The following is a 19,947-nucleotide window of genomic DNA, read 5'->3' as shown; positions in this document are numbered from 1 at the left end:
CACCGGGGTCCGGCTCTCGCTTGGCTTCCTTGCTATGCCGAATTGAAAAATGTAAGAATCGGCGCTGATTTGCAACGCTTCCTCCCTGCAGAAATACCGAATTCTGTTGGCCGGGAAGGTGACACGACAACAACTTCGGCGGGGGGATCTCCGATGAAACTGACACTACATGGCGCACGCACGGTCCTGCTGGCTTCCACCCTGCTGACGACCGCGGCCAACGCCGATATCGCGCTCAAGGACATGAGCGAGATCGTCGGCAGCTGGAAGCTCGAATCGGTGGCCGCCGCGCTCGACAAGCCGCAGGTTCCGGAAAACCGCACCTGGGAATTCCGGCCGGACGGCATCATCGTCACCAGCGGCTACAACCGCCATTTCAAGACCGACGATCGCCACGAGTGGAGTTACAAGATCGTCAACGGGAAGATTGTTGCCGACGACCCGGGCCGCCCGGGCAGGACCATCGATTATTCCGTCTACAAGAAGGAAGGCAATGAACTCATCCTCAAGGGCGGTCTCGAAGGGTTCTACTTTTTCAAAAAACAATAAGGAGTCTGGCAGTCATGATCAAAGATCTGTTCAAGTTCGGTAAGCCCGATGTGCTGATGTGGTCCGGCGTGGGCATCTTCAGCGTCATTCTCATCGTCGCCTTCAGCCTCTTTTCGAGCAACAGCGGCCTGGTGGTCAAGGATCTGTTCGGCATGGCCGTGGTGCTGATCCTGCCCGGCTATGTCATCGTCAAGCTCTATCTCGACAATATCACCATCAGCGAGAACCTGACCAAGAATGCTGATGTCAACAAGGCCATCGACCTGCTGATCATGTCGATCGGCGTCAGCATCGCCAGCATCATCCCGATGAACTTCATCTGGAACTACCTGCTGACCATGGGTGGCGGCGAGGATGTCAAGAGCGGCGCCGGCTCCAACCTGTGGGGCAACGTCGATGAGGAGCAGATCTATACCGGCAGCGCCAGCTGGCGGTCGCTGTTCACCGTGATCGTGGTCGTCGGCCTGGCCATCGGCTACAAGATCTACGAACAGAAGCGCAAGGCCAAGTCCGAGTAAGGAGCCGGTGTCCACGATGCATGAGCAAAAGCCATCGTTGCGGCAGGTCATCGGCAGCGTGGTATCCGCAGCCTTCGGGGTGCAGAGCAGCGCCAACCGTGAACGCGATTTCACCGGTGGATCGGCCACCCCCTACATCGTCGCCGGCATCGTCTTCACGGTGCTCTTCATCCTCGCCATTGTCGGGGTGGTGAAGCTGGTACTGGGTTAGTCACCGCATGGGCTGCGTGGTACGGGGCCTTGGCTTTCCAGGGGCGTGGTCCCGTACCCCGGGCACAGGTGCCGTGCCTGCCGGCCTCTTCCGACAGACCGCCATTCCCCGACCATCCGCCAACGTGTCGCCGACAGAATCGATGGCCAGACCCAGCCGATCCCCCGTCCACAAGCTCCTGGCACGGGCCTGGGGAGCCGGTGTGCTGATCCTGGCCGGCTGCATGAGCCACCTGACCGTTTATCAGGTTCCCTCGCCCGTTCTGCGGGCCTTCAAGGCCGCCTATCCCACCGCCACGGAGGTGGAGTTCCGCGAGCAAGTCAGGCAGGGCGTGAAGCTGTACACGGCCGAATTCATGGAGGACGGTTTTCCGCATGAGGTGGACTACACCTTCGACGGCAAGCCCTATGCGCCCCTGAAACGACCGGCCGCGGCCGCGGCCGAGGCGGAGTCCGAGCCGGCTGGCGCCGGCGACGACAAGAAAGAAACCCCAGAACCGCAACCCCACGGAGACTGACCATGCGCACCAGGAAGCTTGCCATTCTGCTCTTCTCGGCCCTGCTGGGTTCGGGCTGCGTCATGCAGAAAACCTATGATCGCGAGCATCAGCTCAACGAGCAGTTGCAGGCGGAAGTCCAGTCGGATCAGGTGCAGATTCAGGAACTGAAGGACCGCCTCCGCGTCACGATCGAGGACAGCATTCTCTTCCCCTCCGGTCAGGCCGGCCTGAGCCGCAGCGGTCGGGCGATTCTCGACAAGCTGGTTCCAACCTTGCAGGATGCCAGCGATCACCGCATCGAGATCGAGGGCTATACCGACGATGTCCCGGTGGGTCACCATCTGCGCGGCAAGTACAAGAGCAACTGGGAACTCTCCGCTGCGCGTGCCGCCAGCGTGGTGGAGTACCTGCAGAAGAGGGGTGTCGACCCCGCCCGCATGACGGCCGCCGGGCATGGTCAGTACCAGCCCACTGACGACAACGCAACCCCAGAGGGGCGCGCCCGCAATCGTCGCACCGATATCGATCTGGTGCCGATCGACAAGAGCAACTGATGGCATTGCCTGCGCGGATGGTCGGGCGCTTGTCGCCCAGGCCGCGGCGCTGCCGCCTGATCCTGTCGCTGGTCGCAGGTCTCGCCATCGTCCCGGCCTGCGTCGCCGGGGGCATGGAGGCCAGTACGCCGGAGCAGCGGGCCGGTCTCCAGACCCGTTACATGCAGGAACATCTCGCTCTCGACGAGGCCCAGACCACCAGGGTACAGGCCATCAATCTCGACTATGCGCGGCAAATGGAGCCGGTGCTGAAGGGGAGCGAGGGCGGGCTGGCCAGGATGAACAAGGGTCGCAGCCTCATGAGCACCAAGGACGCGGCGCTGAAGCCCGTGCTCAGTCCGCAGCAGTACGAGGCCTATGAGGCGTCGAAGGACGACCTCAAGGCCTGGCTGGAAGATCAGCTGCGCTGACCTGCCGCCCGCCCTCTGCGCCGTTCCGCCCGGGCCGGGGCGAGGGCATCGCCACCGCCTTGACGTTGCCGAAGGGCGAGCTGAACAGTTTCAGCACTTCATAGCCAGCGTTCTCCAGCAACTGCCGCAGTTCATCCGGCCGATACAGGCAAACCGGCGCCTCGATGGCATGCCGCACCGCCATGTCGCTCCCGAGCCGGCCGAAGCGAACCGTCAGCGGCTGTCTTGCCGCCGGATAGCCGAGGCTCAGCTCGGACGCCAGACCGGACACGCCGATGTAGACCCTTGCGTCGGGCACAAGCAGGTGTCCGAGATCGCGCAGGCTTGCCAGCGCCGACGGGTAGGGGAGGTAGTGCAGGCAACGCTGGGCGATCAGCAGCGATACCTGCCCCGTCAGTGTGGCCAGCAGGCTTTCCGGCAGGGCCGAGAAATCGGCCTGCACGAAGCACAATCGCCCCCGGCAGGCCGGCGTCAGGGTCTCGGCCAGGCGGGCGAAATCCGCCGTGAAATCGATCCGGTCCACACCGGTATAGTCGGCTCCTGCCTGTGCCAGACGGACCGCCAGGCCACCCGCGCCACAGCCGAGTTCCAGCGCCCGGGGCGCTCGGGCGGGAGTCTCGTGCCAGCACCGTTCGATCTCGGCCAGCGCCAGCCGATCCAGCGGGTCCAGCCGCTGCGAGGCAATGTCGGCGCCATGACCCTCCGCCTGCGCGATGCGTCGATCGCCGTAACGGTTGATGACCGGATCGTTCAAGATCCAATGTCCTGCGGGAGGGTTTGTGGCGAGCCCGTCCGGCCGACGCCGCCGGGCGGTCGATGCCCGGCAATGCAGGGCAGGCCGGGATCGTCTGCGGGGTACTGGCCGGACAGGGAGGCGCTCAGCGCTTCATCATGTCGAAGAATTCCTGGTTGGTCCTGGTTTCCTTGAGCTTGCCGATCAGGAATTCGCTGGCCGCCATTTCGTCCATGGGTTGCAGGATCTTGCGGAGAATCCAGCATTTCTGCAGTTCATCCGGCGGTACCAGGAATTCCTCGCGGCGGGTGCCGGAGCGGTTGATGTTGATGGCCGGATAGATGCGCCGTTCGGCGATCTTGCGCTCCAGGTGCAGCTCATTGTTACCGGTGCCCTTGAATTCCTCGTAGATCACCTCGTCCATGCGTGAGCCGGTATCGATCAGCGCCGTGGCGATGATGGTCAGGCTGCCGCCTTCCTCGATGTTGCGGGCGGCGCCGAAGAAACGCTTGGGCCGTTCCAGGGCGTTGGCGTCGACGCCACCGGTGAGGATCTTGCCGGAGGCGGGCTGCACGGTATTGTAGGCGCGCGCCAGGCGGGTGATCGAGTCCAGCAGGATGACCACATCGCGCTTGTGTTCGACCAGACGCTTGGCCTTCTCGATGATCATTTCCGCGACCTGGACATGGCGCGCCGGCGGTTCGTCGAAGGTGCTGGAAATAACCTCGCCCTTGACGCTGCGCTGCATCTCGGTGACTTCCTCCGGGCGTTCGTCGATCAGCAGCACGATCAGGTAGCACTCCGGGTACTTCTCGGCGATGGAGTGAGCCAGGTTCTGCAGGATCATGGTCTTGCCGGCCTTGGGCGGCGAGACGATGAGGCCGCGCTGGCCCTTGCCGATGGGCGCCACCAGATCGATGATGCGGGCGGTGAGATCCTCGGTGGTGCCATTGCCGACTTCCAGTTGCAGGCGTGATTTGGGGAACAGCGGCGTCAGGTTGGAGAACAGGATCTTGTGCTTGGCGTTCTCGGGCGGCTCGTAGTTGATCTGCTCGACCTTGAGCATGGCGAAATAGCGCTCGCCCTCCTTCGGCGGCCGGATCTTGCCGGAAATCGTGTCGCCGGTGCGCAGGCTGAAGCGACGGATCTGGCTGGGGGACACGTAGATGTCGTCAGGTCCCGCGAGGAAGGAACTGTCGGCCGAACGCAGGAAGCCATAGCCGTCGGAGAGGATCTCCAGCACCCCGTCGCCGTAGATGTCCTCGCCGCTCTTGGACTGCTTCTTGAGGATGGCGAAGATCAGGTCTTGCTTGCGGGTGCGGGCGATGCCCTCGATTTCCAGGGATTCGCCGATTTCTATCAGCTCGGAAACCGGCTTGCGCTTGAGGTCAGTCAGATTCATGGACGGAGAGGAGAGTTTGGGTGAGGAATCGGTTGGGTTCCAGTCACGATCCCGCGAGGGGTGAATCGTCGGAGGGGGCAGCGGAGAGCCTGGGGCACTGGAGGCCGGAGGACGGTGCGGGACTGGAGTGTCGGCGTTACGGGTTCAAGCATGCCCGCGGCCACGACGCCGCGGGGATTCAGGTGCTGCGGTTCGCCTACAGGTTGGCGTCGATGAAGGCCGCCAGCTGCGATTTTGCCAGTGCGCCGACCTTGGTGGCATGCACTTCGCCATCCTTGAACAGGATCAGCGTCGGAATGCCGCGCACACCGTAACGCTGCGGCGTGGCGGGGTTGTTGTCGATGTTGACCTTGGCGACGGTCAGCCGGCCGGCATAGTCAACGGCGATGTCTTCCAGGATCGGTGCAATCATCTTGCACGGGCCGCACCATTCGGCCCAGAAATCCACCAGTACCGGCGTGGCGGATTTCAGTACCTTGTCGTCGAAGTCGGCGTCGCTGATTTGGAGAATGTTGTCACTCACGGGTAACTCCGCAGGATCGGATGAATGGAAAAGCGGTTCGGGAACGGGTCTGGCCGGGAAACGGCCGGGAAGGCTTGAGCAGGGCTCGGCGGTGCCGACATTTCAGCGGAAAGGATCGCCGAATGCAAGTGTTTTGCAGCGCCCGGCTTCCGGAAACCATCGTTTGCCCGGTCGCGGCCGGCTATGCCTCGACATAGTGCACGGCCTGCCCCAGCCAGCGTTCGATCAGCGGCTCCACATGATGGGGGTGCTCGCGATGCAGGCGCTCGGCGAGCGCCTGGACGGTATCCAGGAGGTTTTCGTCGCGCACCAGATCGGCGATGCGGAACTGGATCTGGCCGGTCTGGCGCGTACCCAGCAATTCGCCGGGACCGCGGATGCTCATGTCCTTCTCGGCGATGAGGAAACCGTCGTCGGTCTCCCTCAGTGTGGCCAGCCGGGCGCGGGCCGTCTCGCCCAGCGGAGGCTGATAGAGCAGCACGCAATGCGCCTCGCCGGGACCGCGGCCGACGCGCCCGCGTAGCTGGTGCAACTGGGCGAGCCCCAGCCGTTCGGCGTTTTCGATGACCATCAGGCTGGCGTTGGGAACGTCCACGCCCACCTCGATCACGGTCGTGGCGACCAGCACGTCGATATCACCCTGCTTGAAGCGCTGCATGATCGCTTCCTTGTCGGCGGCCTTCAGCCGGCCGTGGATCAGCGCGACGGCGAGGTCCGGCAGCGCCTCGGCCAGGAGCCGGGCGGTTCGTTCGGCGGCTTCGGCCTGCAGCGATTCCGATTCCTCGATCAGGGTGCAGACCCAGTACACCTGTCGCCGCTGTGCCACCCAGCCCTGGATGCGGGCGACGATGTCATCGCGGCGGGTGGTCGGCAATACGCTGGTCCTGACCGGTGTCCGCCCCGGTGGCCGCTCGTCGATCACCGAGAGGTCGAGGTCGGCATAGCCGATCATGGCCAGGGTTCTCGGGATGGGCGTCGCGGTCATGACCAGCTGATGCGGGTAGCGGCCCTGATGGCGGCCCTTCTCGCGCAGCGCCAGACGCTGATGCACACCGAAGCGGTGCTGCTCGTCGATGATGACCAGGCCCAGCCTGTGGAAGGCCACCTGCTCCTGGAACAGGGCGTGGGTGCCGATGATGACGCCGACCCGGCCGCTCGCCAGGCGCTCCAGCGTGGCGCTGCGGGCCGCGCCCTTGGCCTTGCCGGCGAGAAAGGCCACCTCCGTACCCAGCGGTTCCAGCCACTGGCGGAAGCTGCGGGCATGCTGTTCGGCCAGCAGCTCGGTGGGCGCCATGATGGCAACCTGGTGCTGGGCGCGGAGTGCCGTCAGGGCTGCGAACGCGGCCACCACGGTCTTGCCCGAGCCGACATCGCCCTGCACCAGACGCATCATCGGGCGTGGGCGGGCCAGATCGGCGCCGATTTCGGCGATGACGCGGGTCTGGGCGCCGGTAAGCGCGAACGGCAGGGCGCCCCGGAAGGCTTCGGCGGCCTGCGGGTCGATCGTCAGGATGGGGGCGACATGGCTCTGCATGCGGGCGCGGTGGCGGCTCAGGCTGAGATGGTGCGCCACCAGCTCCTCGATGATCAGCCGCCGGCGGGCGGCGGCAAGGGCGGCCGAGCCCGCGGACAGGCCGGCGGGTGGCGTGTGCAGCAACCGCAGGGCATCGGCGAGCGCCGGGCCGTCGTCTCCGGCTTGCCCGGTGCCGGGCAGCCAGTCAGGCAATTGCTCGATCACCGTCAGCGCCTGGGCGACCAGACGCCGCAGCAGCTTCTGGTGCAGTCCGTCGGTCAGCGGATAGACCGGCGTCAGGGTGGCCTCGGGCCGGCCCCGCTCCGACTCGGCGATCAGTCGATAGTCGGGATGGACGATTTCCAGGCCATGAAAGCCTCCCCGGATCTCGCCGTAGCAGTGTAGCCACTGGCCCGGCAGGAAGTGCCGACGCTGATCCGGGGTGAAGTGGAAAAAGCGCAGCGACAGCCAGCCGCTGCCATCGGCGATGCGAACCGTCAGCGAGCGCCGGCCGGCGGGGCTCAGGTCGGCCAGTTCGATGCGTCCCTCGACCAGGGCATGATCGCCGGCCCGCAGCGCGCCCAGCGGGGTCAGCCGGGTGCGGTCCTCATAGCGCAGCGGCAGGTGGAACAACAGGTCCTCGCGCTTGCGGAGTCCCAGTTTTTCCAGTTTTCCGAGGGTTTGCGCGCCGACGCCCTTGAGCGCGGCGATGGAATCGCCTACCGTTGCAGGCCGTGGACGGGATGCTGGCGAGCGGTCCGCCTCACGCGGCGAGGACGAGCACCGCATCCATTTCCACGCCGGCGCCACGGGGCAGGGCGGCCACGCCGATGGCGGCGCGGGCCGGGTAGGGCGCCTGGAAATACTCCGCCATGATGGTGTTGACGCGGGCGAAGTGGCCGAGGTCGGTGAGGAAGACGTTGAGCTTGACCACGTCGCCGAAGCTGCCGCCAGCAGCCTCGGCCACCGCCAGGAGGTTGTCGAAGACCCGGCGGATCTGCGCGTCGATGTCGCCCTCGACCAGGTTCATGCTGTCGGGATCGAGCGGGATCTGTCCGGACAGGTAGACGGTGTTGCCGGCCCTGACGGCCTGCGAATAGGTGCCGATGGCCTGCGGCGCCCGGTCGGTGGATACGATCTGTCTAGTCATGTTGGGCTTTCTTGCGGAGCTCGGTCTTGACGCGGGAAATCTTCAGTACGATCGAAAGCTTGCGCAGTTCGCGGACGACGGTGGCGAGATGGTTGCGGTCGCGCACCATGAGGGTGATGAAGTCCACCGAAACCTGGCTGTCCTGGTTGATGATCTGCACGTTCTCGATGTTGGCGCGCATGCGCGAGATGGTCGAGGCGACCTTGGCGAGGGTGCCCACCTGGTTCATCAGCTCCAGCCGGATCAGCGCCGGAAATTCGCCCTTGGCCTGCTTGTCCCATTGCACGTCGATCCAGTTGACCTGGCGCTTGCGCAGCTCCTCGACGTTCTTGCACTCGGTCAGGTGCACGACAATGCCCTTGCCGGGATTGAAGAAGGCGATGATGGGATCGCCCGGGATGGGCCGGCAGCATTTGGCCAGGTTGACCACCATGCCCTCGGTGCCCTTGATGATCAGGGGATTCAGTTCCGGTTTTCCGGCCGAGGGCTCGCCCGCATCGGCATGGCCTTTGGTATTGATCAGTTGCCGGGCCACCAGCATCGGCAGGCGGTTGCCGAAGCCGATGTCTTCCAGCAGCGCCTCGCGGCTGGGCATCTCCAGGCGCCGCAGCAGGTGCTCGAACTGCTTGGCCGATATGTCCTCGTAGCGCTGGCCGAGGCTGTCCAGTTCCTTCTCCAGCAGCCGCTGGCCGAGGGCGATGCCCTCCTGGGTCTTGAAGTGCCGCAGGTGGTTGCGGATGGCCGCGCGCGCCTTGGCCGTGACCACGAAATTGAGCCACAGCGGATTCGGCCGTGCCCAGGGGGCGGTAATGATCTCGACCGTCTGGCCGTTCTGGAGCACGGTCTGCAGTGGCGCCAGTTGCCGGTCGATGCGGGCCGAGATGCAGGTGTTGCCGATCTGCGTATGCACCGCATAGGCGAAGTCGACGACCGTGGCGTTGCGCGGCAGCTTGATGATCTGGCCACGCGGGGTAAACACGTAGACCTCGCGCTGGAACAGGTCCACCTTGAGGTTGTCGAGGAATTCCAGCGAATCGCCGGCGCTCTTCTGGATTTCCAGCAGATCCTGCAGCCATTCGTGGGCGCGGGCCTGGCTGTAGGTGGAATGTTCCTGCTCGCTCTTGTACAGCCAGTGCGCGGCGATGCCGGCTTCCGCCAGGTGATGCATGGCCCGCGTGCGAATCTGGATTTCCACCGGCTGGCCATAGGGGCCGGCGAGGACGGTGTGCAATGACTGGTAGCCGTTGGCCTTGGGGACGGCGATGTAGTCCTTGAAGCGGCCCGGCACGGGCTTGTAGAGGTTGTGGGCGATGCCCAGGGCCCGGTAGCAGTCATCGATGGTTTCGCCGATGATGCGGAAGGCGTAGACATCGTAGACTTCCGCGAACGGCCGCCGCTTGCGGAGCATCTTCTGATAGAGGCTGTAGAGGTGCTTTTCCCGGCCGATGACCTCCATGTCTCCGAGGCCGGTGTCTTCCAGGCGGCGCCGGATACTGGTCTCGATGCCGCTCACGACTTCCTTGCGGTTGCCCCGCGCCTTGCGCACGGACTGCTCCAGCACCCGCGCGCGCATCGGGTACATGGCGGCAAAGCCCAGATCCTCGAGCTCCAGGCACAGCTCGTGCATGCCAAGCCGGTTGGCGATCGGCGCGTAGATGTCGAGGGTCTCGGCGGCGATGCGGCGGCGCTTGGCGCTGGCCATGTTTTCCAGCGTGCGCATGTTGTGCAGGCGGTCGGCCAGCTTGACCATGATCACGCGCAGGTCCTTGACCATGGCCAGGAACATCTTGCGGACGTTCTGCGCCTGCGCCTCGGCACGCGACTTGCTGTCGATGCGGCCGAGCTTGGTGACGCCGTCGACCAGTTCGGCGACCTCCTCGCCGAATTCCTCGATCAGCTGTTCCTTGCCGATCGCGGTGTCCTCGATGACGTCATGCATGATCGCGGCCATGATGCCGCGCGCATCCATGCGCATGTCGGCGAGGATCAGGGCCACCGACAGCGGGTGGCAGATGTAGGGTTCGCCGGTCAGGCGGGTCTGGCCGGCATGGGCCCGATCGGCGAGGCGATAGGCCCGCTCGACCTCGGCGATCTGCGCTGGCTCCAGATAGGCCGACAGCACGCCGCACAGGCGGCGGATCAGCTTCTCCTGGGGCTGCTCGATGGCTTCACGTAGCGCAAGGGACTGCATGCGGCCAGCCACGCACGGTCAAGCTACCCGATGACGGCGGATCGCGGCGTGCGGCATGTGGCTGCTCCGCTCGGCCCCGCGCCTTCGTCAGTCGAAATCCTCGTCATCGAGATCCGGGCCCGGCGTGGGCAGCGGGGGGCGGGCGAAGGTGAAACGGTCCTGCTTGACCGGAACGTTCAGGTAGTCGCGGGTGATGTCGCCGGCGGCAATTTCCCGCAATGCAACCACGGTGGCCTTGTCGTTCTCCCAGGCTACCTTGGCGTCATCGGGGTTGATGGACAGCTGGCGGGCGCGCTTGGCGGCCACCAGCACCAGCTGGAAGCGGTTGTCGACGTTGTCGAGACAGTCCTCTACGGTAACTCGTGCCATGAAAAATCTTGACGATAGGTGAAAGGCGGAACGGATTCCGGTTTTACCGGAAAGTCCCGGGCTTGTACAGCCTGGCAAGCGCTGCGGGCACTTGCCGAGGCACAGGTTCATACCGCCGGCGCGGACGCGCGCCGGCACGGTGTTCGCGGCGCTGTCAGCTTGCGCGGGTTTCCAGCATGGCGACAGCCGGCAGCTTCTTGCCTTCCAGGAATTCCAGGAAGGCGCCGCCACCGGTGGAGGTGTAGGACACCCGGTCGCCAATGCCGTATTGGTCGATCGCCGCCAAGGTGTCGCCGCCGCCGGCGATGGAGAAGCCCTGGCTGTCCGCGACGGCCCGGGCGACCACCTGGGTGCCCTGGCTGAACTGCTCGATCTCGAACACGCCGACCGGGCCATTCCAGACGATCGTGCCGGCCGACTTGATGATCTCGGCATAGCGGGCCGCCGTCTCAGGACCGATGTCCAGGATCATGTCGTCCTCGGCGACATCGCCGACCTTTTTCACCGTGGCAACCGCGGCTTCGGAAAATTCCTTGGCGGTAACGACATCGGTCGGCACCGGGATCTCGCCGCCGCGGGCCTTGGCCTGTGCCATCAGCCGCTGCGCCTCGGGAATCAGATCCGCCTCGTACAGCGACTTGCCGACGGGGAAACCGGCCGCGGCGATGAAGGTGTTGGCGATGCCGCCACCGACGATCAGCTGGTCGCAGAGGCTGGACAGCGAATCCAGCACCTCGAGCTTGCCGGACACCTTGGAGCCACCGACGATGGCCAGCATCGGCCGTTGCGGATGCTTCAGCGCCTTGCCCAGCGCGTCCAGTTCGGCCGCCAGCAGCAGGCCGGCGCAGGCGACCGGGGCGAAGCGGCCGACCCCATGGGTGGAGGCATGGGCGCGGTGGGCGGAGCCGAAGGCGTCCATCACGTATACGTCGCACAGGGCCGCCATTTGCCTCGACAGTTCCTCGCCGTCCTTCTTCTCGCCCTTGTTGAAGCGGACGTTCTCGCAGAGCACGACATCGCCCGGCGCGGCCTCGACCCCGTTCAGCCAGTCCCTGGCCAGCTTGACCGGTCGACCCAGCAGTTCGGCCAGCCGCTCGGCGACCGGCTGCAGGGAAAACTCCCCGGCGAACTCGCCCTCGCTGGGGCGGCCCAGATGCGACATCAGCATGACCTGGGCGCCAGCCTTGAGGCAATGTTCGATGGTCGGCAGGCTGGCGCGGATGCGGGTATCGCTGGTGACCTTGCCATCCTTGACGGGGACATTCAGGTCCTCGCGGATGAGGACGCGTTTGCCGGCGAGATCCAGATCGGTCAGTCGTTTGAAGCTCATATGTCGTAAGGTTCCGGTTGGTGGGTTGAATCTGCTGGTGGGGCTCAGGCCACGCGCCACTTGATGGAGCAGCCCATGCTGGGCATCTGCTCGGCCGGCCCGTTGCCGGTCTCGGCCACCTGCTGCATGGCCTCGAACAGTTCCCGGCGTGCCTCCGGCGGTGCCGGGTTGCGGCCGCTGGCGTCCAGCCGGCCCCGGTACTGCAGCGCGAGTTGTGCGTTGTAGCCAAAGAAGTCCGGCGTGCAGACGGCGCCATAGGCGCGGGCGGTTGCCTGGCTGGCATCCAGGAGATAGGGGAACGGGTATTCCTGCTCGCGGGCGACGCGCTGCATGTTCTCGAACGAATCCTCGGGATAGTCGGCGGGATCGTTGGCCATGATGGCCACGCTATGTATGCCGTGCGCCCGGAGCGCCAGGGTGTCGCGCACCAGCCTCGGCTGGATGGCCTTGACGTAGGGGCAATGGTTGCAGATGAACATGACCAGCAGCCCGCGCGGGCCCAGGCAGTCGCTCAGGGTCCAGATCCTGCCGTCGACGCCGGGCAGGGCAAAGTCGATGGCGCGCGCGCCGAAATCGCAAACGGGTGTTTCCAGTAGGGCCATGCGGTCGTGCCGGTATGTGCGGTTACAGCCGCCGAATGATAGCAAACCTCGCCCGCCTTCCGGTTTTCATGGATTTCCGCCTGCCGGTCCGGCGGCTCAGGTTGTCCGCAGCCGCCAGAGGGCCACCAGCACGCCCAGCAGTGCCAGGAGGGTCGGCATGGAGACGGAGAACAGCGGGTTCAGCTCATAAACGAGCCCCAGGTGGCCGAACATCTTGTCGAACACATGGAAGCCAAGCCCGATGACCACCCCGGCCACCACGCGCTGGCCGGTGCCGACCTCGCGCCTGACCGTCAGCACGAACGGTATTGCCACCATCAGCATGACCAGCGTGACCAGCGGATTGACCAGCCGGCCCCAGAAGGCCTGTTCGACGATCTGCGATTTCTGGCCGTTCTCGCGCAGGTACTGCGCGTAGTTGTGCAGTTCCAGGGCCGACAGGTTCTCCGGACGGATGACGAAGGCATTCAGCAGCTCGGGCGCCAGCACCGAGGACCAGTCGGTTTCGTGCAGATGCGAGGTCGCCACACGCCGCCCGTCAAAGATGCTGGTGCTGATGTCCCTCAGCCGCCAGCGGATGCCGTCGTGGCTGGCCTGGTCGGCGTGGGTGGCACGGGTCAGCTGGCGGTCGGTGTCGACATCGTAGATGCTGATGTCGCCCAGCTGCTCCAGTTCGGTCATGCTGCGGATGTTGATGAAGACATTGCCATCCCGCACCCAGAAGCCGTACTTGGAACGCGAGGTCACCTGCTTGTTCTGGGCGATGGACTTGAGATTCTGGGCAGCGCGCTCCGAGGGTGGCGCCAGCAGTTCGCCGACCAGGATGGACAAGACCAGCAGGATGACCCCGCCGAGGATCACGCCGCCGACGATGCGGGCCCGGGCCACGCCGGCCGCCTGCATGGCGACCAGCTCGCGGTGGTTGGCGAGCGCTCCCAGGGTGACCAGGCTGCCGACCAGGGCGGCGGGTGGCAGCAGCTCATAGAAGTTGCGGGGCAGGGTCAGGGCCAGGTACTTGAAGATCTGCCGCATGCCGTAGTCGCCCTTGCCCATGTCGCCCAGCTCGTCGGCAAAGGTGAAGAAACTCAGCAGGGTCAGCAGGATCAGCACCGCGATCAACGATCCCTTGATGACCTCGCGGGCGATGTACCAGTCCAGGCTGCGGATCATGTCCGTCTCCCGATATGCAGCTGGTATCGCACCCAGCGCAGGCCCAGGTTCTTGGCGAACAGCACCAGCGTCATCAGCAGCAGAAGGCCGTAGATGGCCGCATAGGCCACCCAGGGGGCGATCTTTTCCGACATCACCAGGCCCTGCGATATTTTCTGGGCATTCTCGTAGACGATGTAGATGATGAAGGCCGAGAAGACGCTGGCATAAGGGCCCTGGCGTGGCGAGACCCGCGCCAGCGGGACGGCGAGGAGGGCGAGGGCGACGACCCCCAGCGGAATGCCGATGCGCTTTTGCAGTTCGGCGAGTTCCTTGGGGGTGCCGGCCGCCAGCAGTTCCAGGCTGGCCGTTCCCTCGCGGCGCAGGGTGGCGGACATTTCCTCCGGCCCGCCGATACGGACGGCGTACTCGTCGAACTGGCTGATGACGTAATCGGCCTGTCCGGGGATGCCCTGATAGCGGCGTCCATTGTTCAGGACCACGAAATTGTCGCCGTTGTCGGCCCGCTGCAGCCGGCCCCGTTCGGCGATCACGACCCCGGTGCTGTCGCTCTGCCGGCTCTGCACGAAGATGTTCAGCATGTCCTGGCTGGCGTCCAGGGTTTCGGCGTAAAGCACGACATCGCCGGCGCTGAATTCGTTGAAACGGCCCGGCTTGATGCCGCGGATATCGTGCGTTTCCACGTCGCGCATCAGCAACTGCTGGGCCTGGCGCTCGCTCCAGGGCATGACTTCCAGCGCCATGTAGGCGGACAGCAGCAGCAGGGGAATGACAGTCCAGGCCAGGGCGCGGTAAAGCCGCCTCGCGCCGATTCCGGCCGAGGCCAGCACCGAAATTTCGTGATCGCGGTACATGCGTCCCATCAGGGTCAGCACGGCCATGAACAGTGAGGGCGGGATCAGTACCGCGATGGCCGACAAGGTTTTCAGGCCCAGCAGCGAGAACACGGTTTCGGTGGCCACCTCGCCTTCGATCGCCTTGGTCAGGATGCCCAGGAACTTGCGGCTGACGATGATGGTGACCAGGACCAGCAGTATGGACAGCAGGGTCTTGAGCAGTTCCTGACACATCATGCGGTCGATGACCGCGAACAGGGGGCGGCCGGCGCGGCCCCGGCGGCTGTCCGATCCGGCTTTCATCGGCCGGAACCGGTGTGGCGGGCCAGGGTCGGAAAATGGCCGCGGGGACAGGGGTGATGGGGTTTCGGCACGGATCGCTGGTGTGGTCTTGTTCTGCACGGGAACGGTTTGGACGCTGGCCCCGCTCCCTTGCTATCCTTCCGCCTCGGGTGCGGGGCGCAACGTCGGAGCCGCCATCCGGCGGGCGCGGTTCGCGCGGCGTGCCGGCGTCTCCCTACCTTCAAATCAGGACAGTTTACTATGGACTATCTCGCAAAATCCGATCTCATCGAACAGCTGGCCACGCCCTGCGTCATCGCCGGGTTTCACCACAAGCGCAAGCTGACGCCTGCGGCGGCGGCGCTGGATGCCCGCCTGGGTGGTCTGCTGGAGCGGCTCCTCAAGCGCGACGACATCGACGGCAAGCCGGGCGATCTGCTGGTGGTGGCGCACACGGGGGATGCCGGCATCGAGCGCGTGATCCTGGTCGGGCTCGGCAAGAAAGACGAGCTTAACGCGGCGGTCTACCGCAAGGCCCTGTCGGTGGCGGCCCGCGCGCTCCGGGACAGCCATGCCCGGCAGGCGGTCAGCCTGTTGCACGATGTCGAGCCGGCGGAGCGGGATGCGGCCTGGGCCATCCGCCAGTTCATCGACATCCTGGAGGCGGCGCTCTACCGTTTCACCGAATTCAAGCGCGAGGAAAACAAGGCCAGGCGCAAGCTGGAGTCGCTGGCGTTCCTGGTCGCCGAAACGGCCGGCTTCAAGGCGGCCGAACAGGCCATCCGGGAGGGGCAGGCCATCGCCCAGGGCGCCAACCTGGCGCGGGACCTGGCCAACCTGCCCGGCAATGTCTGCACGCCGACCTATCTGGGCGAGCAGGCCGAGCGGATCGGCAAGAAGCACAAGAAGCTCAAGGTCAAGGTGCTGGCCGAGAAGGACATCGAGGAACTGGGCATGGGTGCCTTTCTTTCGGTGTCGCGTGGCAGCCAGGAACCGGCCCGGTTCATCGTCCTGGAATATGCCGGCGGTCCGGCCAAGACCAAACCCTATGTCCTGGTCGGCAAGGGCCTGACCTTCGATGCCGGCGGCATCTCGATCAAGCCCGCCGCCAACATGGACGAGATGAAATACGACATGTGCGGTGGCGCCAGCGTCATCGGCACCATGGCTGCCGTCGCCGAACTGCAACTGCCCATCCATGTGGTGGGTCTGGTGCCGGCCTCGGAAAACCTGCCATCCGGCTCGGCCAACAAGCCCGGGGACATCGTCAGGAGCATGGCCGGCATCAGCATCGAGATCCTCAATACCGATGCCGAGGGGCGTCTGCTGCTGTGCGACGCGCTCTGCTATGCCAAGCGCTACGATCCGGCGGCGGTCATCGATGTGGCGACGCTCACGGGCGCCTGCGTGGTGGCTCTGGGCCGCCATCCGAGCGGCCTGTGGAGCAACCATGAGGATCTGGCGGCGGCGCTGGCCAGGGCCGGTGACGAGAGTTGCGACCGGGTCTGGCGCATGCCGCTGTGGGACGATTACCAGGAGCAGCTGAAGTCCAATTTTGCCGATGTCGCCAACATCGGCGGGCCCGATGGCGGCAGTATCACGGCGGCCTGTTTCCTGTCGCGCTTCGCCAAGGAATACCCCTGGGCGCACATCGACATCGCCGGCACCGCCTGGCATACCGGCGCCGAGAAGGGCGCGACCGGGCGGCCGGTGCCATTGCTGGTGCAGTACCTGATCGACCGGGCGCGATGACCCGCATCGACTTCTACCTCCTGTCGACCCGCGATCCGCAGTCACGCCGGCTGATGGCCTGCCGGCTGATCGAAAAGGCCTATCGCCAGGGCCACCGGCTCTGGGTGAGAACGGAAACCGCCGAGGAAACCCGGGAGCTGGATGATCTGCTCTGGACGTTCCGGCAGGGCAGTTTCGTGCCGCACGAGTGCGCGGCGGAGATCAACGAGGCGCCGGTGCTCATCGGTCATGGCCCACCCCGGCCGGAACTGGCCGATGTGCTGGTCAACCTGGGCGCCGGGGTGCCGCCGGGCTTCGAGCATTTCGAGCGGGTCGCCGAGCTGGTGGACCAGGATGCGGCGGTGAAGCAGGCCGGCCGGCAGCGCTACCGTCACTATCAGGCCGGCGATCACCCGATCCACACGCACGAGCTCGATCGGCTCGCCGGCTGAGGCGCGCCGGATCTCCAGGCCCCGAATCCTTGCAAACATACCGTTCGCGCGCGAGCCGCGGACGATTCCCCGAGACGTTATGGACAAGACATACGAACCGCATGCGCTGGAACAACGCTGGTACGACACCTGGGAGCGCCAGGGCCATTTCAGGCCGTCCGGCAGCGGCGAGTCCTACTGCATCATGATCCCGCCGCCCAACGTCACCGGCAGCCTGCACATGGGGCACGGGTTCAACAACACCATCATGGATACCCTGATCCGGCTGCGTCGCATGCAGGGCCGCAACACGCTATGGCAGGTGGGGACCGACCATGCTGGCATCGCCACGCAGATGGTGGTCGAGCGGCAGCTGGCTGCCGGTAACCTGACCCGCCACGATCTCGGGCGCGAGGCGTTTCTGGAGAAGGTCTGGGCGTGGAAGGCCGAATCCGGCGGCACCATTACCCGTCAGCTGCGCCGCCTGGGTTCCTCCGTCGACTGGACCCGCGAGCGTTTCACCATGGACGCGGGACTGTCCCGCGCCGTGCAGGAGGCCTTCGTCCGGCTCTATGACGAGGGCCTGATCTATCGCGGCAAGCGCCTGGTCAACTGGGACCCCAAGCTGCACACCGCGATTTCCGACCTGGAGGTCCAGAGCGAGGAAGAGAAGGGCAGCCTGTGGCACTTCCGCTATCCGCTGGCGGACGGCTCGGGCCACCTGGTGGTGGCGACCACCCGGCCGGAGACCATGCTGGGCGATACCGCCGTGGCCGTGCATCCGGAAGATGCGCGCTACCGGCATCTGGTCGGCCGCACGGTCCGCCTGCCGGTGGTGGGCCGGGAGATTCCCATCGTCGCCGACGATTACGTCGACCCGGAATTCGGCACCGGTTGCGTCAAGATCACGCCCGCCCATGATTTCAACGATTACGAGGTCGGCAAGCGCCACAACCTGCCGCTGATCAATGTGCTGGACCGCGATGCGCGCATCCTGCACGAGTTCACCGTGCTCACCTTCGAGGGCTATGCCGGCGCCCACGGCGAGAAGGCGCCGGAAGCCTATGCCGGGCTGGACCGCTTCGCGGCGCGCCGGCAGATCGTCGCCGAGTTCGAAGCCCTGGGCCTGCTGGAAAAAATCGAGCCGCATACCCTGAAGGTGCCGCGCGGCGATCGCTCCGGGGTGGTGATCGAGCCCTGGCTGACCGACCAGTGGTACGTCAACGCCAGGGAGCTGGCCCGGCCCGCCATCGAGGCGGTCGAGGACGGCCGCATCCGCTTCGTGCCGCAGCAGTACGAGAATCTCTACTTCTCCTGGATGCGCGATATCCAGGACTGGTGCATTTCCCGCCAGCTGTGGTGGGGTCACCGCATCCCGGCCTGGTACGACGACCGCGGGCAGGTCTATGTCGGTCGTGACGAGGCCGACGTGCGCGCCAAGTACAGCCTGGCTGCCGCCACGCCGCTGCGCCAGGACGAGGACGTGCTCGACACCTGGTTTTCCTCCGCCCTGTGGACCTTCTCCACCCTGGGCTGGCCGGACGAAACGCCGGAGCTGCGGACCTTCCATCCCACCGACGTGCTGGTCACCGGCTTCGACATCATCTTCTTCTGGGTGGCGCGGATGATCATGATGACGCTGCACTTCATGAAGCACCCGGACGGCTCACCGCAGGTTCCGTTCAGGACCGTCTATGTCCATGGTCTGGTCCGCGATGCCGAGGGCCAGAAGATGTCCAAATCCAAGGGCAACGTGCTCGATCCCCTGGACATCATTGACGGCATCGGCCTGGAGGCACTGGTGGCCAAGCGCACCACCGGTCTGATGCAGCCCCAGATGGCGGAAAAGATCGACAAGCGTACCCGCAAGGAATTTCCCGACGGCATCGCCGCCTACGGCTGCGATGCCCTGCGCTTCACCTTCGCCTCGCTGGCCTCGACCGGCCGCGACATCAAGTTCGACATGGGCCGGGTCGAGGGCTACCGCAATTTCTGCAACAAGCTGTGGAACGCGGCGCGCTTCGTGCTGATGAACACCGAAGGCCAGGATTGTGGCCTGGCGGGCGAGATGGCCCTGAGCCTGCCGGATCGCTGGATCCGCTCCCGCCTGAATCGTGCGGTCGGCGAGACCCTGGCGGCCTTCGACGATTTCCGCTTCGATCTTGCCGCCCGTGCGATCTACGAATTCATCTGGAACGAGTACTGCGACTGGTATCTGGAACTGGCCAAGGTCAGCCTGCAAGCTCCCGATGTGGCCCGGCAGCGCGGCACGCGACGGACCCTGGTCGAGGTACTGGAGACCGTGCTGCGCCTCGCCCATCCGGTGATGCCCTACATCACCGAAGAGATCTGGCAGCGCATCGCGCCGCTGGCCGGGCAGGGCGGTGAGACCATCATGCTGCGGCCCTATCCGGCGGTCGCGCCGGCCGGCTGCGATGCCGATAGCGAGGCGGCGCTGGACTGGCTGATGGCGCTGCTGCTCGGGATCCGTCGCATCCGCGGGGAGATGAACATCGCCCCCGGCAAGCCACTGAATATCCTGCTGGATAACGGCTCGGCGCAGGATCATGCCCATGTCGACGCCTGCCGCGACTATATCCACCGGATCGGCCGCATCGAGTCGATCGACTGGCTTGCGGCGGGTGCCACGGCGCCGGACGCCGCCATCGCCCTGGTCGGCGATCTGAAGGTGCTGATCCCCATGCGCGGCCTGATCGACAAGGATGCCGAACTGGCCCGGCTGGACAAGGAAATGCAGCGGATCGCCAGGGAGCTACCCCGGCTCGAAGGCAAATTGTCGGATGCCGGTTTTCTGGCCAAGGCGCCGCCTGCCGTGGTGGCCAAGGAACAGCAGCGGTTGCAGGAACTGCGCGCCAACCTCGCCGAACTCGAAGCCCAGATGGCGAGGATACGGGCGCTCTAGCCGGGGCGGCAGGTGAGCGC

Annotated in this window: 20 protein-coding genes; 9 read left to right on the top strand and 11 right to left on the bottom strand. The window is 65.4% G+C overall.

Annotation, left to right across the window (positions count from 1 at the left end; genetic code table 11):
- Nucleotides 1-153: 153 nt before the first annotated feature.
- From ACH5N8_RS09245 to ACH5N8_RS09220, 6 genes are all read left to right on the top strand, one after another.
- Nucleotides 154-549: a hypothetical protein gene (locus ACH5N8_RS09245; protein ID WP_460026341.1), complete on the top strand. Its 396-nt coding sequence runs from the start codon at nucleotides 154-156 to the stop codon at nucleotides 547-549.
- A 14-nt stretch (nucleotides 550-563) separates the two neighbouring features.
- Nucleotides 564-1,067 carry a hypothetical protein gene (locus ACH5N8_RS09240; RefSeq protein ID WP_460026342.1) on the top strand — a complete coding sequence of 168 codons (504 nt, stop codon included), beginning with the start codon at nucleotides 564-566 and terminating at the stop codon, nucleotides 1,065-1,067.
- 16 nt (nucleotides 1,068-1,083) lie between these two features.
- Nucleotides 1,084-1,278 (top strand): DUF2970 domain-containing protein, encoded by a 195-nt coding sequence (locus ACH5N8_RS09235; RefSeq protein ID WP_460026343.1) that lies wholly within the window; start codon nucleotides 1,084-1,086, stop codon nucleotides 1,276-1,278.
- Between the two features lie 142 nt (nucleotides 1,279-1,420).
- A complete protein-coding gene (locus tag ACH5N8_RS09230; RefSeq protein ID WP_483281094.1) occupies nucleotides 1,421-1,795 on the top strand; it encodes a hypothetical protein in 375 nt (124 codons plus the stop codon).
- Nucleotides 1,796-1,797: 2 nt separating this feature from the next.
- Entirely contained in the window at nucleotides 1,798-2,331 is a 534-nt protein-coding gene (locus tag ACH5N8_RS09225) for an OmpA/MotB family protein (protein ID WP_460026345.1), read from the top strand.
- Nucleotides 2,331-2,741: a hypothetical protein gene (locus ACH5N8_RS09220; RefSeq protein ID WP_483281093.1), complete on the top strand. Its 411-nt coding sequence runs from the start codon at nucleotides 2,331-2,333 to the stop codon at nucleotides 2,739-2,741. The genes ACH5N8_RS09225 and ACH5N8_RS09220 overlap by 1 nt, the downstream gene beginning before the upstream one ends.
- On the opposite strand, the gene ACH5N8_RS09215 is transcribed toward ACH5N8_RS09220, so the two are convergent.
- From ACH5N8_RS09215 to lptF, 11 genes are all read right to left on the bottom strand, one after another.
- Nucleotides 2,710-3,495: a class I SAM-dependent methyltransferase gene (locus ACH5N8_RS09215; RefSeq protein ID WP_483281092.1), complete on the bottom strand. Its 786-nt coding sequence runs from the start codon at nucleotides 3,493-3,495 to the stop codon at nucleotides 2,710-2,712. The genes ACH5N8_RS09220 and ACH5N8_RS09215 overlap by 32 nt on opposite strands.
- Before the next feature lie 124 nt (nucleotides 3,496-3,619).
- Nucleotides 3,620-4,876, bottom strand: coding sequence for a transcription termination factor Rho (gene rho, locus ACH5N8_RS09210; RefSeq protein WP_460026348.1), 1,257 nt, complete (start codon nucleotides 4,874-4,876; stop codon nucleotides 3,620-3,622).
- 196 nt (nucleotides 4,877-5,072) lie between these two features.
- Nucleotides 5,073-5,399: a thioredoxin TrxA gene (gene trxA, locus ACH5N8_RS09205; protein ID WP_483281091.1), complete on the bottom strand. Its 327-nt coding sequence runs from the start codon at nucleotides 5,397-5,399 to the stop codon at nucleotides 5,073-5,075.
- Between the two features lie 181 nt (nucleotides 5,400-5,580).
- Nucleotides 5,581-7,701 (bottom strand): ATP-dependent DNA helicase RecG, encoded by a 2,121-nt coding sequence (gene recG / locus ACH5N8_RS09200; protein ID WP_483281090.1) that lies wholly within the window; start codon nucleotides 7,699-7,701, stop codon nucleotides 5,581-5,583.
- Nucleotides 7,676-8,062 carry a RidA family protein gene (locus ACH5N8_RS09195; protein ID WP_460026351.1) on the bottom strand — a complete coding sequence of 129 codons (387 nt, stop codon included), beginning with the start codon at nucleotides 8,060-8,062 and terminating at the stop codon, nucleotides 7,676-7,678. The genes recG and ACH5N8_RS09195 overlap by 26 nt, the downstream gene beginning before the upstream one ends.
- Nucleotides 8,055-10,253 carry a RelA/SpoT family protein gene (locus ACH5N8_RS09190; RefSeq protein ID WP_483281089.1) on the bottom strand — a complete coding sequence of 733 codons (2,199 nt, stop codon included), beginning with the start codon at nucleotides 10,251-10,253 and terminating at the stop codon, nucleotides 8,055-8,057. The genes ACH5N8_RS09195 and ACH5N8_RS09190 overlap by 8 nt, the downstream gene beginning before the upstream one ends.
- Nucleotides 10,254-10,340: 87 nt before the next feature.
- The gene (rpoZ, locus tag ACH5N8_RS09185; protein ID WP_460026353.1) at nucleotides 10,341-10,622 is read right to left on the bottom strand and encodes a DNA-directed RNA polymerase subunit omega; all 282 of its coding nucleotides are present in this window, start codon (nucleotides 10,620-10,622) and stop codon (nucleotides 10,341-10,343) included.
- 154 nt (nucleotides 10,623-10,776) lie between these two features.
- The gene (locus ACH5N8_RS09180) at nucleotides 10,777-11,952 is read right to left on the bottom strand and encodes a phosphoglycerate kinase (protein ID WP_460026354.1); all 1,176 of its coding nucleotides are present in this window, start codon (nucleotides 11,950-11,952) and stop codon (nucleotides 10,777-10,779) included.
- Nucleotides 11,953-11,996: 44 nt separating this feature from the next.
- Entirely contained in the window at nucleotides 11,997-12,554 is a 558-nt protein-coding gene (locus tag ACH5N8_RS09175; protein WP_460026355.1) for a thioredoxin family protein, read from the bottom strand.
- A 96-nt stretch (nucleotides 12,555-12,650) separates the two neighbouring features.
- Nucleotides 12,651-13,724, bottom strand: coding sequence for an LPS export ABC transporter permease LptG (gene lptG, locus ACH5N8_RS09170; RefSeq protein WP_483281088.1), 1,074 nt, complete (start codon nucleotides 13,722-13,724; stop codon nucleotides 12,651-12,653).
- Nucleotides 13,721-14,863 (bottom strand): LPS export ABC transporter permease LptF, encoded by a 1,143-nt coding sequence (lptF, locus tag ACH5N8_RS09165; protein WP_460026357.1) that lies wholly within the window; start codon nucleotides 14,861-14,863, stop codon nucleotides 13,721-13,723. The genes lptG and lptF overlap by 4 nt, the downstream gene beginning before the upstream one ends.
- 240 nt (nucleotides 14,864-15,103) lie before the next feature.
- Between lptF and ACH5N8_RS09160 the strand changes: the two genes are divergently transcribed.
- The 3 genes from ACH5N8_RS09160 to ACH5N8_RS09150 all read left to right on the top strand — a co-directional run bounded on the left by ACH5N8_RS09160 (nucleotide 15,104) and on the right by ACH5N8_RS09150 (nucleotide 19,927).
- Nucleotides 15,104-16,594, top strand: a complete 1,491-nt coding sequence (locus ACH5N8_RS09160; RefSeq protein ID WP_483281087.1) for a leucyl aminopeptidase — start codon at nucleotides 15,104-15,106, stop codon at nucleotides 16,592-16,594.
- Nucleotides 16,591-17,025: a DNA polymerase III subunit chi gene (locus ACH5N8_RS09155; protein WP_460026359.1), complete on the top strand. Its 435-nt coding sequence runs from the start codon at nucleotides 16,591-16,593 to the stop codon at nucleotides 17,023-17,025. The genes ACH5N8_RS09160 and ACH5N8_RS09155 overlap by 4 nt, the downstream gene beginning before the upstream one ends.
- Before the next feature lie 79 nt (nucleotides 17,026-17,104).
- Complete coding sequence (locus ACH5N8_RS09150; protein ID WP_483281086.1) at nucleotides 17,105-19,927, top strand: valine--tRNA ligase; 2,823 nt, start codon at nucleotides 17,105-17,107, stop codon at nucleotides 19,925-19,927.
- Nucleotides 19,928-19,947 lie beyond the last annotated feature (20 nt).

This window comes from Methyloparacoccus sp. NF-16, from assembly GCF_056880625.1.
Note: the sequence above shows the minus strand (reverse complement) of the source record. Positions and strands in the feature narration are given on the sequence as shown.

Excerpts from the sequence above, each read along its gene's own strand:
- ACH5N8_RS09245 (WP_460026341.1), top strand. The coding sequence starts at position 154 with ATGAAACTGACACTACATGGCGCACGCACGGTCCTGCTGGCTTCCACC.
- ACH5N8_RS09240 (WP_460026342.1), top strand. The coding sequence starts at position 564 with ATGATCAAAGATCTGTTCAAGTTCGGTAAGCCCGATGTGCTGATGTGG.
- ACH5N8_RS09235 (WP_460026343.1), top strand. The coding sequence starts at position 1,084 with ATGCATGAGCAAAAGCCATCGTTGCGGCAGGTCATCGGCAGCGTGGTA.
- ACH5N8_RS09230 (WP_483281094.1), top strand. The coding sequence starts at position 1,421 with ATGGCCAGACCCAGCCGATCCCCCGTCCACAAGCTCCTGGCACGGGCC.
- ACH5N8_RS09225 (WP_460026345.1), top strand. The coding sequence starts at position 1,798 with ATGCGCACCAGGAAGCTTGCCATTCTGCTCTTCTCGGCCCTGCTGGGT.
- ACH5N8_RS09220 (WP_483281093.1), top strand. The coding sequence starts at position 2,331 with ATGGCATTGCCTGCGCGGATGGTCGGGCGCTTGTCGCCCAGGCCGCGG.
- rho (WP_460026348.1), bottom strand. The coding sequence starts at position 4,876 with ATGAATCTGACTGACCTCAAGCGCAAGCCGGTTTCCGAGCTGATAGAA.
- recG (WP_483281090.1), bottom strand. The coding sequence starts at position 7,701 with ATGCGGTGCTCGTCCTCGCCGCGTGAGGCGGACCGCTCGCCAGCATCC.
- ACH5N8_RS09195 (WP_460026351.1), bottom strand. The coding sequence starts at position 8,062 with ATGACTAGACAGATCGTATCCACCGACCGGGCGCCGCAGGCCATCGGC.
- ACH5N8_RS09190 (WP_483281089.1), bottom strand. The coding sequence starts at position 10,253 with ATGCAGTCCCTTGCGCTACGTGAAGCCATCGAGCAGCCCCAGGAGAAG.
- rpoZ (WP_460026353.1), bottom strand. The coding sequence starts at position 10,622 with ATGGCACGAGTTACCGTAGAGGACTGTCTCGACAACGTCGACAACCGC.
- ACH5N8_RS09180 (WP_460026354.1), bottom strand. The coding sequence starts at position 11,952 with ATGAGCTTCAAACGACTGACCGATCTGGATCTCGCCGGCAAACGCGTC.
- ACH5N8_RS09175 (WP_460026355.1), bottom strand. The coding sequence starts at position 12,554 with ATGGCCCTACTGGAAACACCCGTTTGCGATTTCGGCGCGCGCGCCATC.
- lptG (WP_483281088.1), bottom strand. The coding sequence starts at position 13,724 with ATGATCCGCAGCCTGGACTGGTACATCGCCCGCGAGGTCATCAAGGGA.
- lptF (WP_460026357.1), bottom strand. The coding sequence starts at position 14,863 with ATGAAAGCCGGATCGGACAGCCGCCGGGGCCGCGCCGGCCGCCCCCTG.
- ACH5N8_RS09160 (WP_483281087.1), top strand. The coding sequence starts at position 15,104 with ATGGACTATCTCGCAAAATCCGATCTCATCGAACAGCTGGCCACGCCC.
- ACH5N8_RS09155 (WP_460026359.1), top strand. The coding sequence starts at position 16,591 with ATGACCCGCATCGACTTCTACCTCCTGTCGACCCGCGATCCGCAGTCA.
- ACH5N8_RS09150 (WP_483281086.1), top strand. The coding sequence starts at position 17,105 with ATGGACAAGACATACGAACCGCATGCGCTGGAACAACGCTGGTACGAC.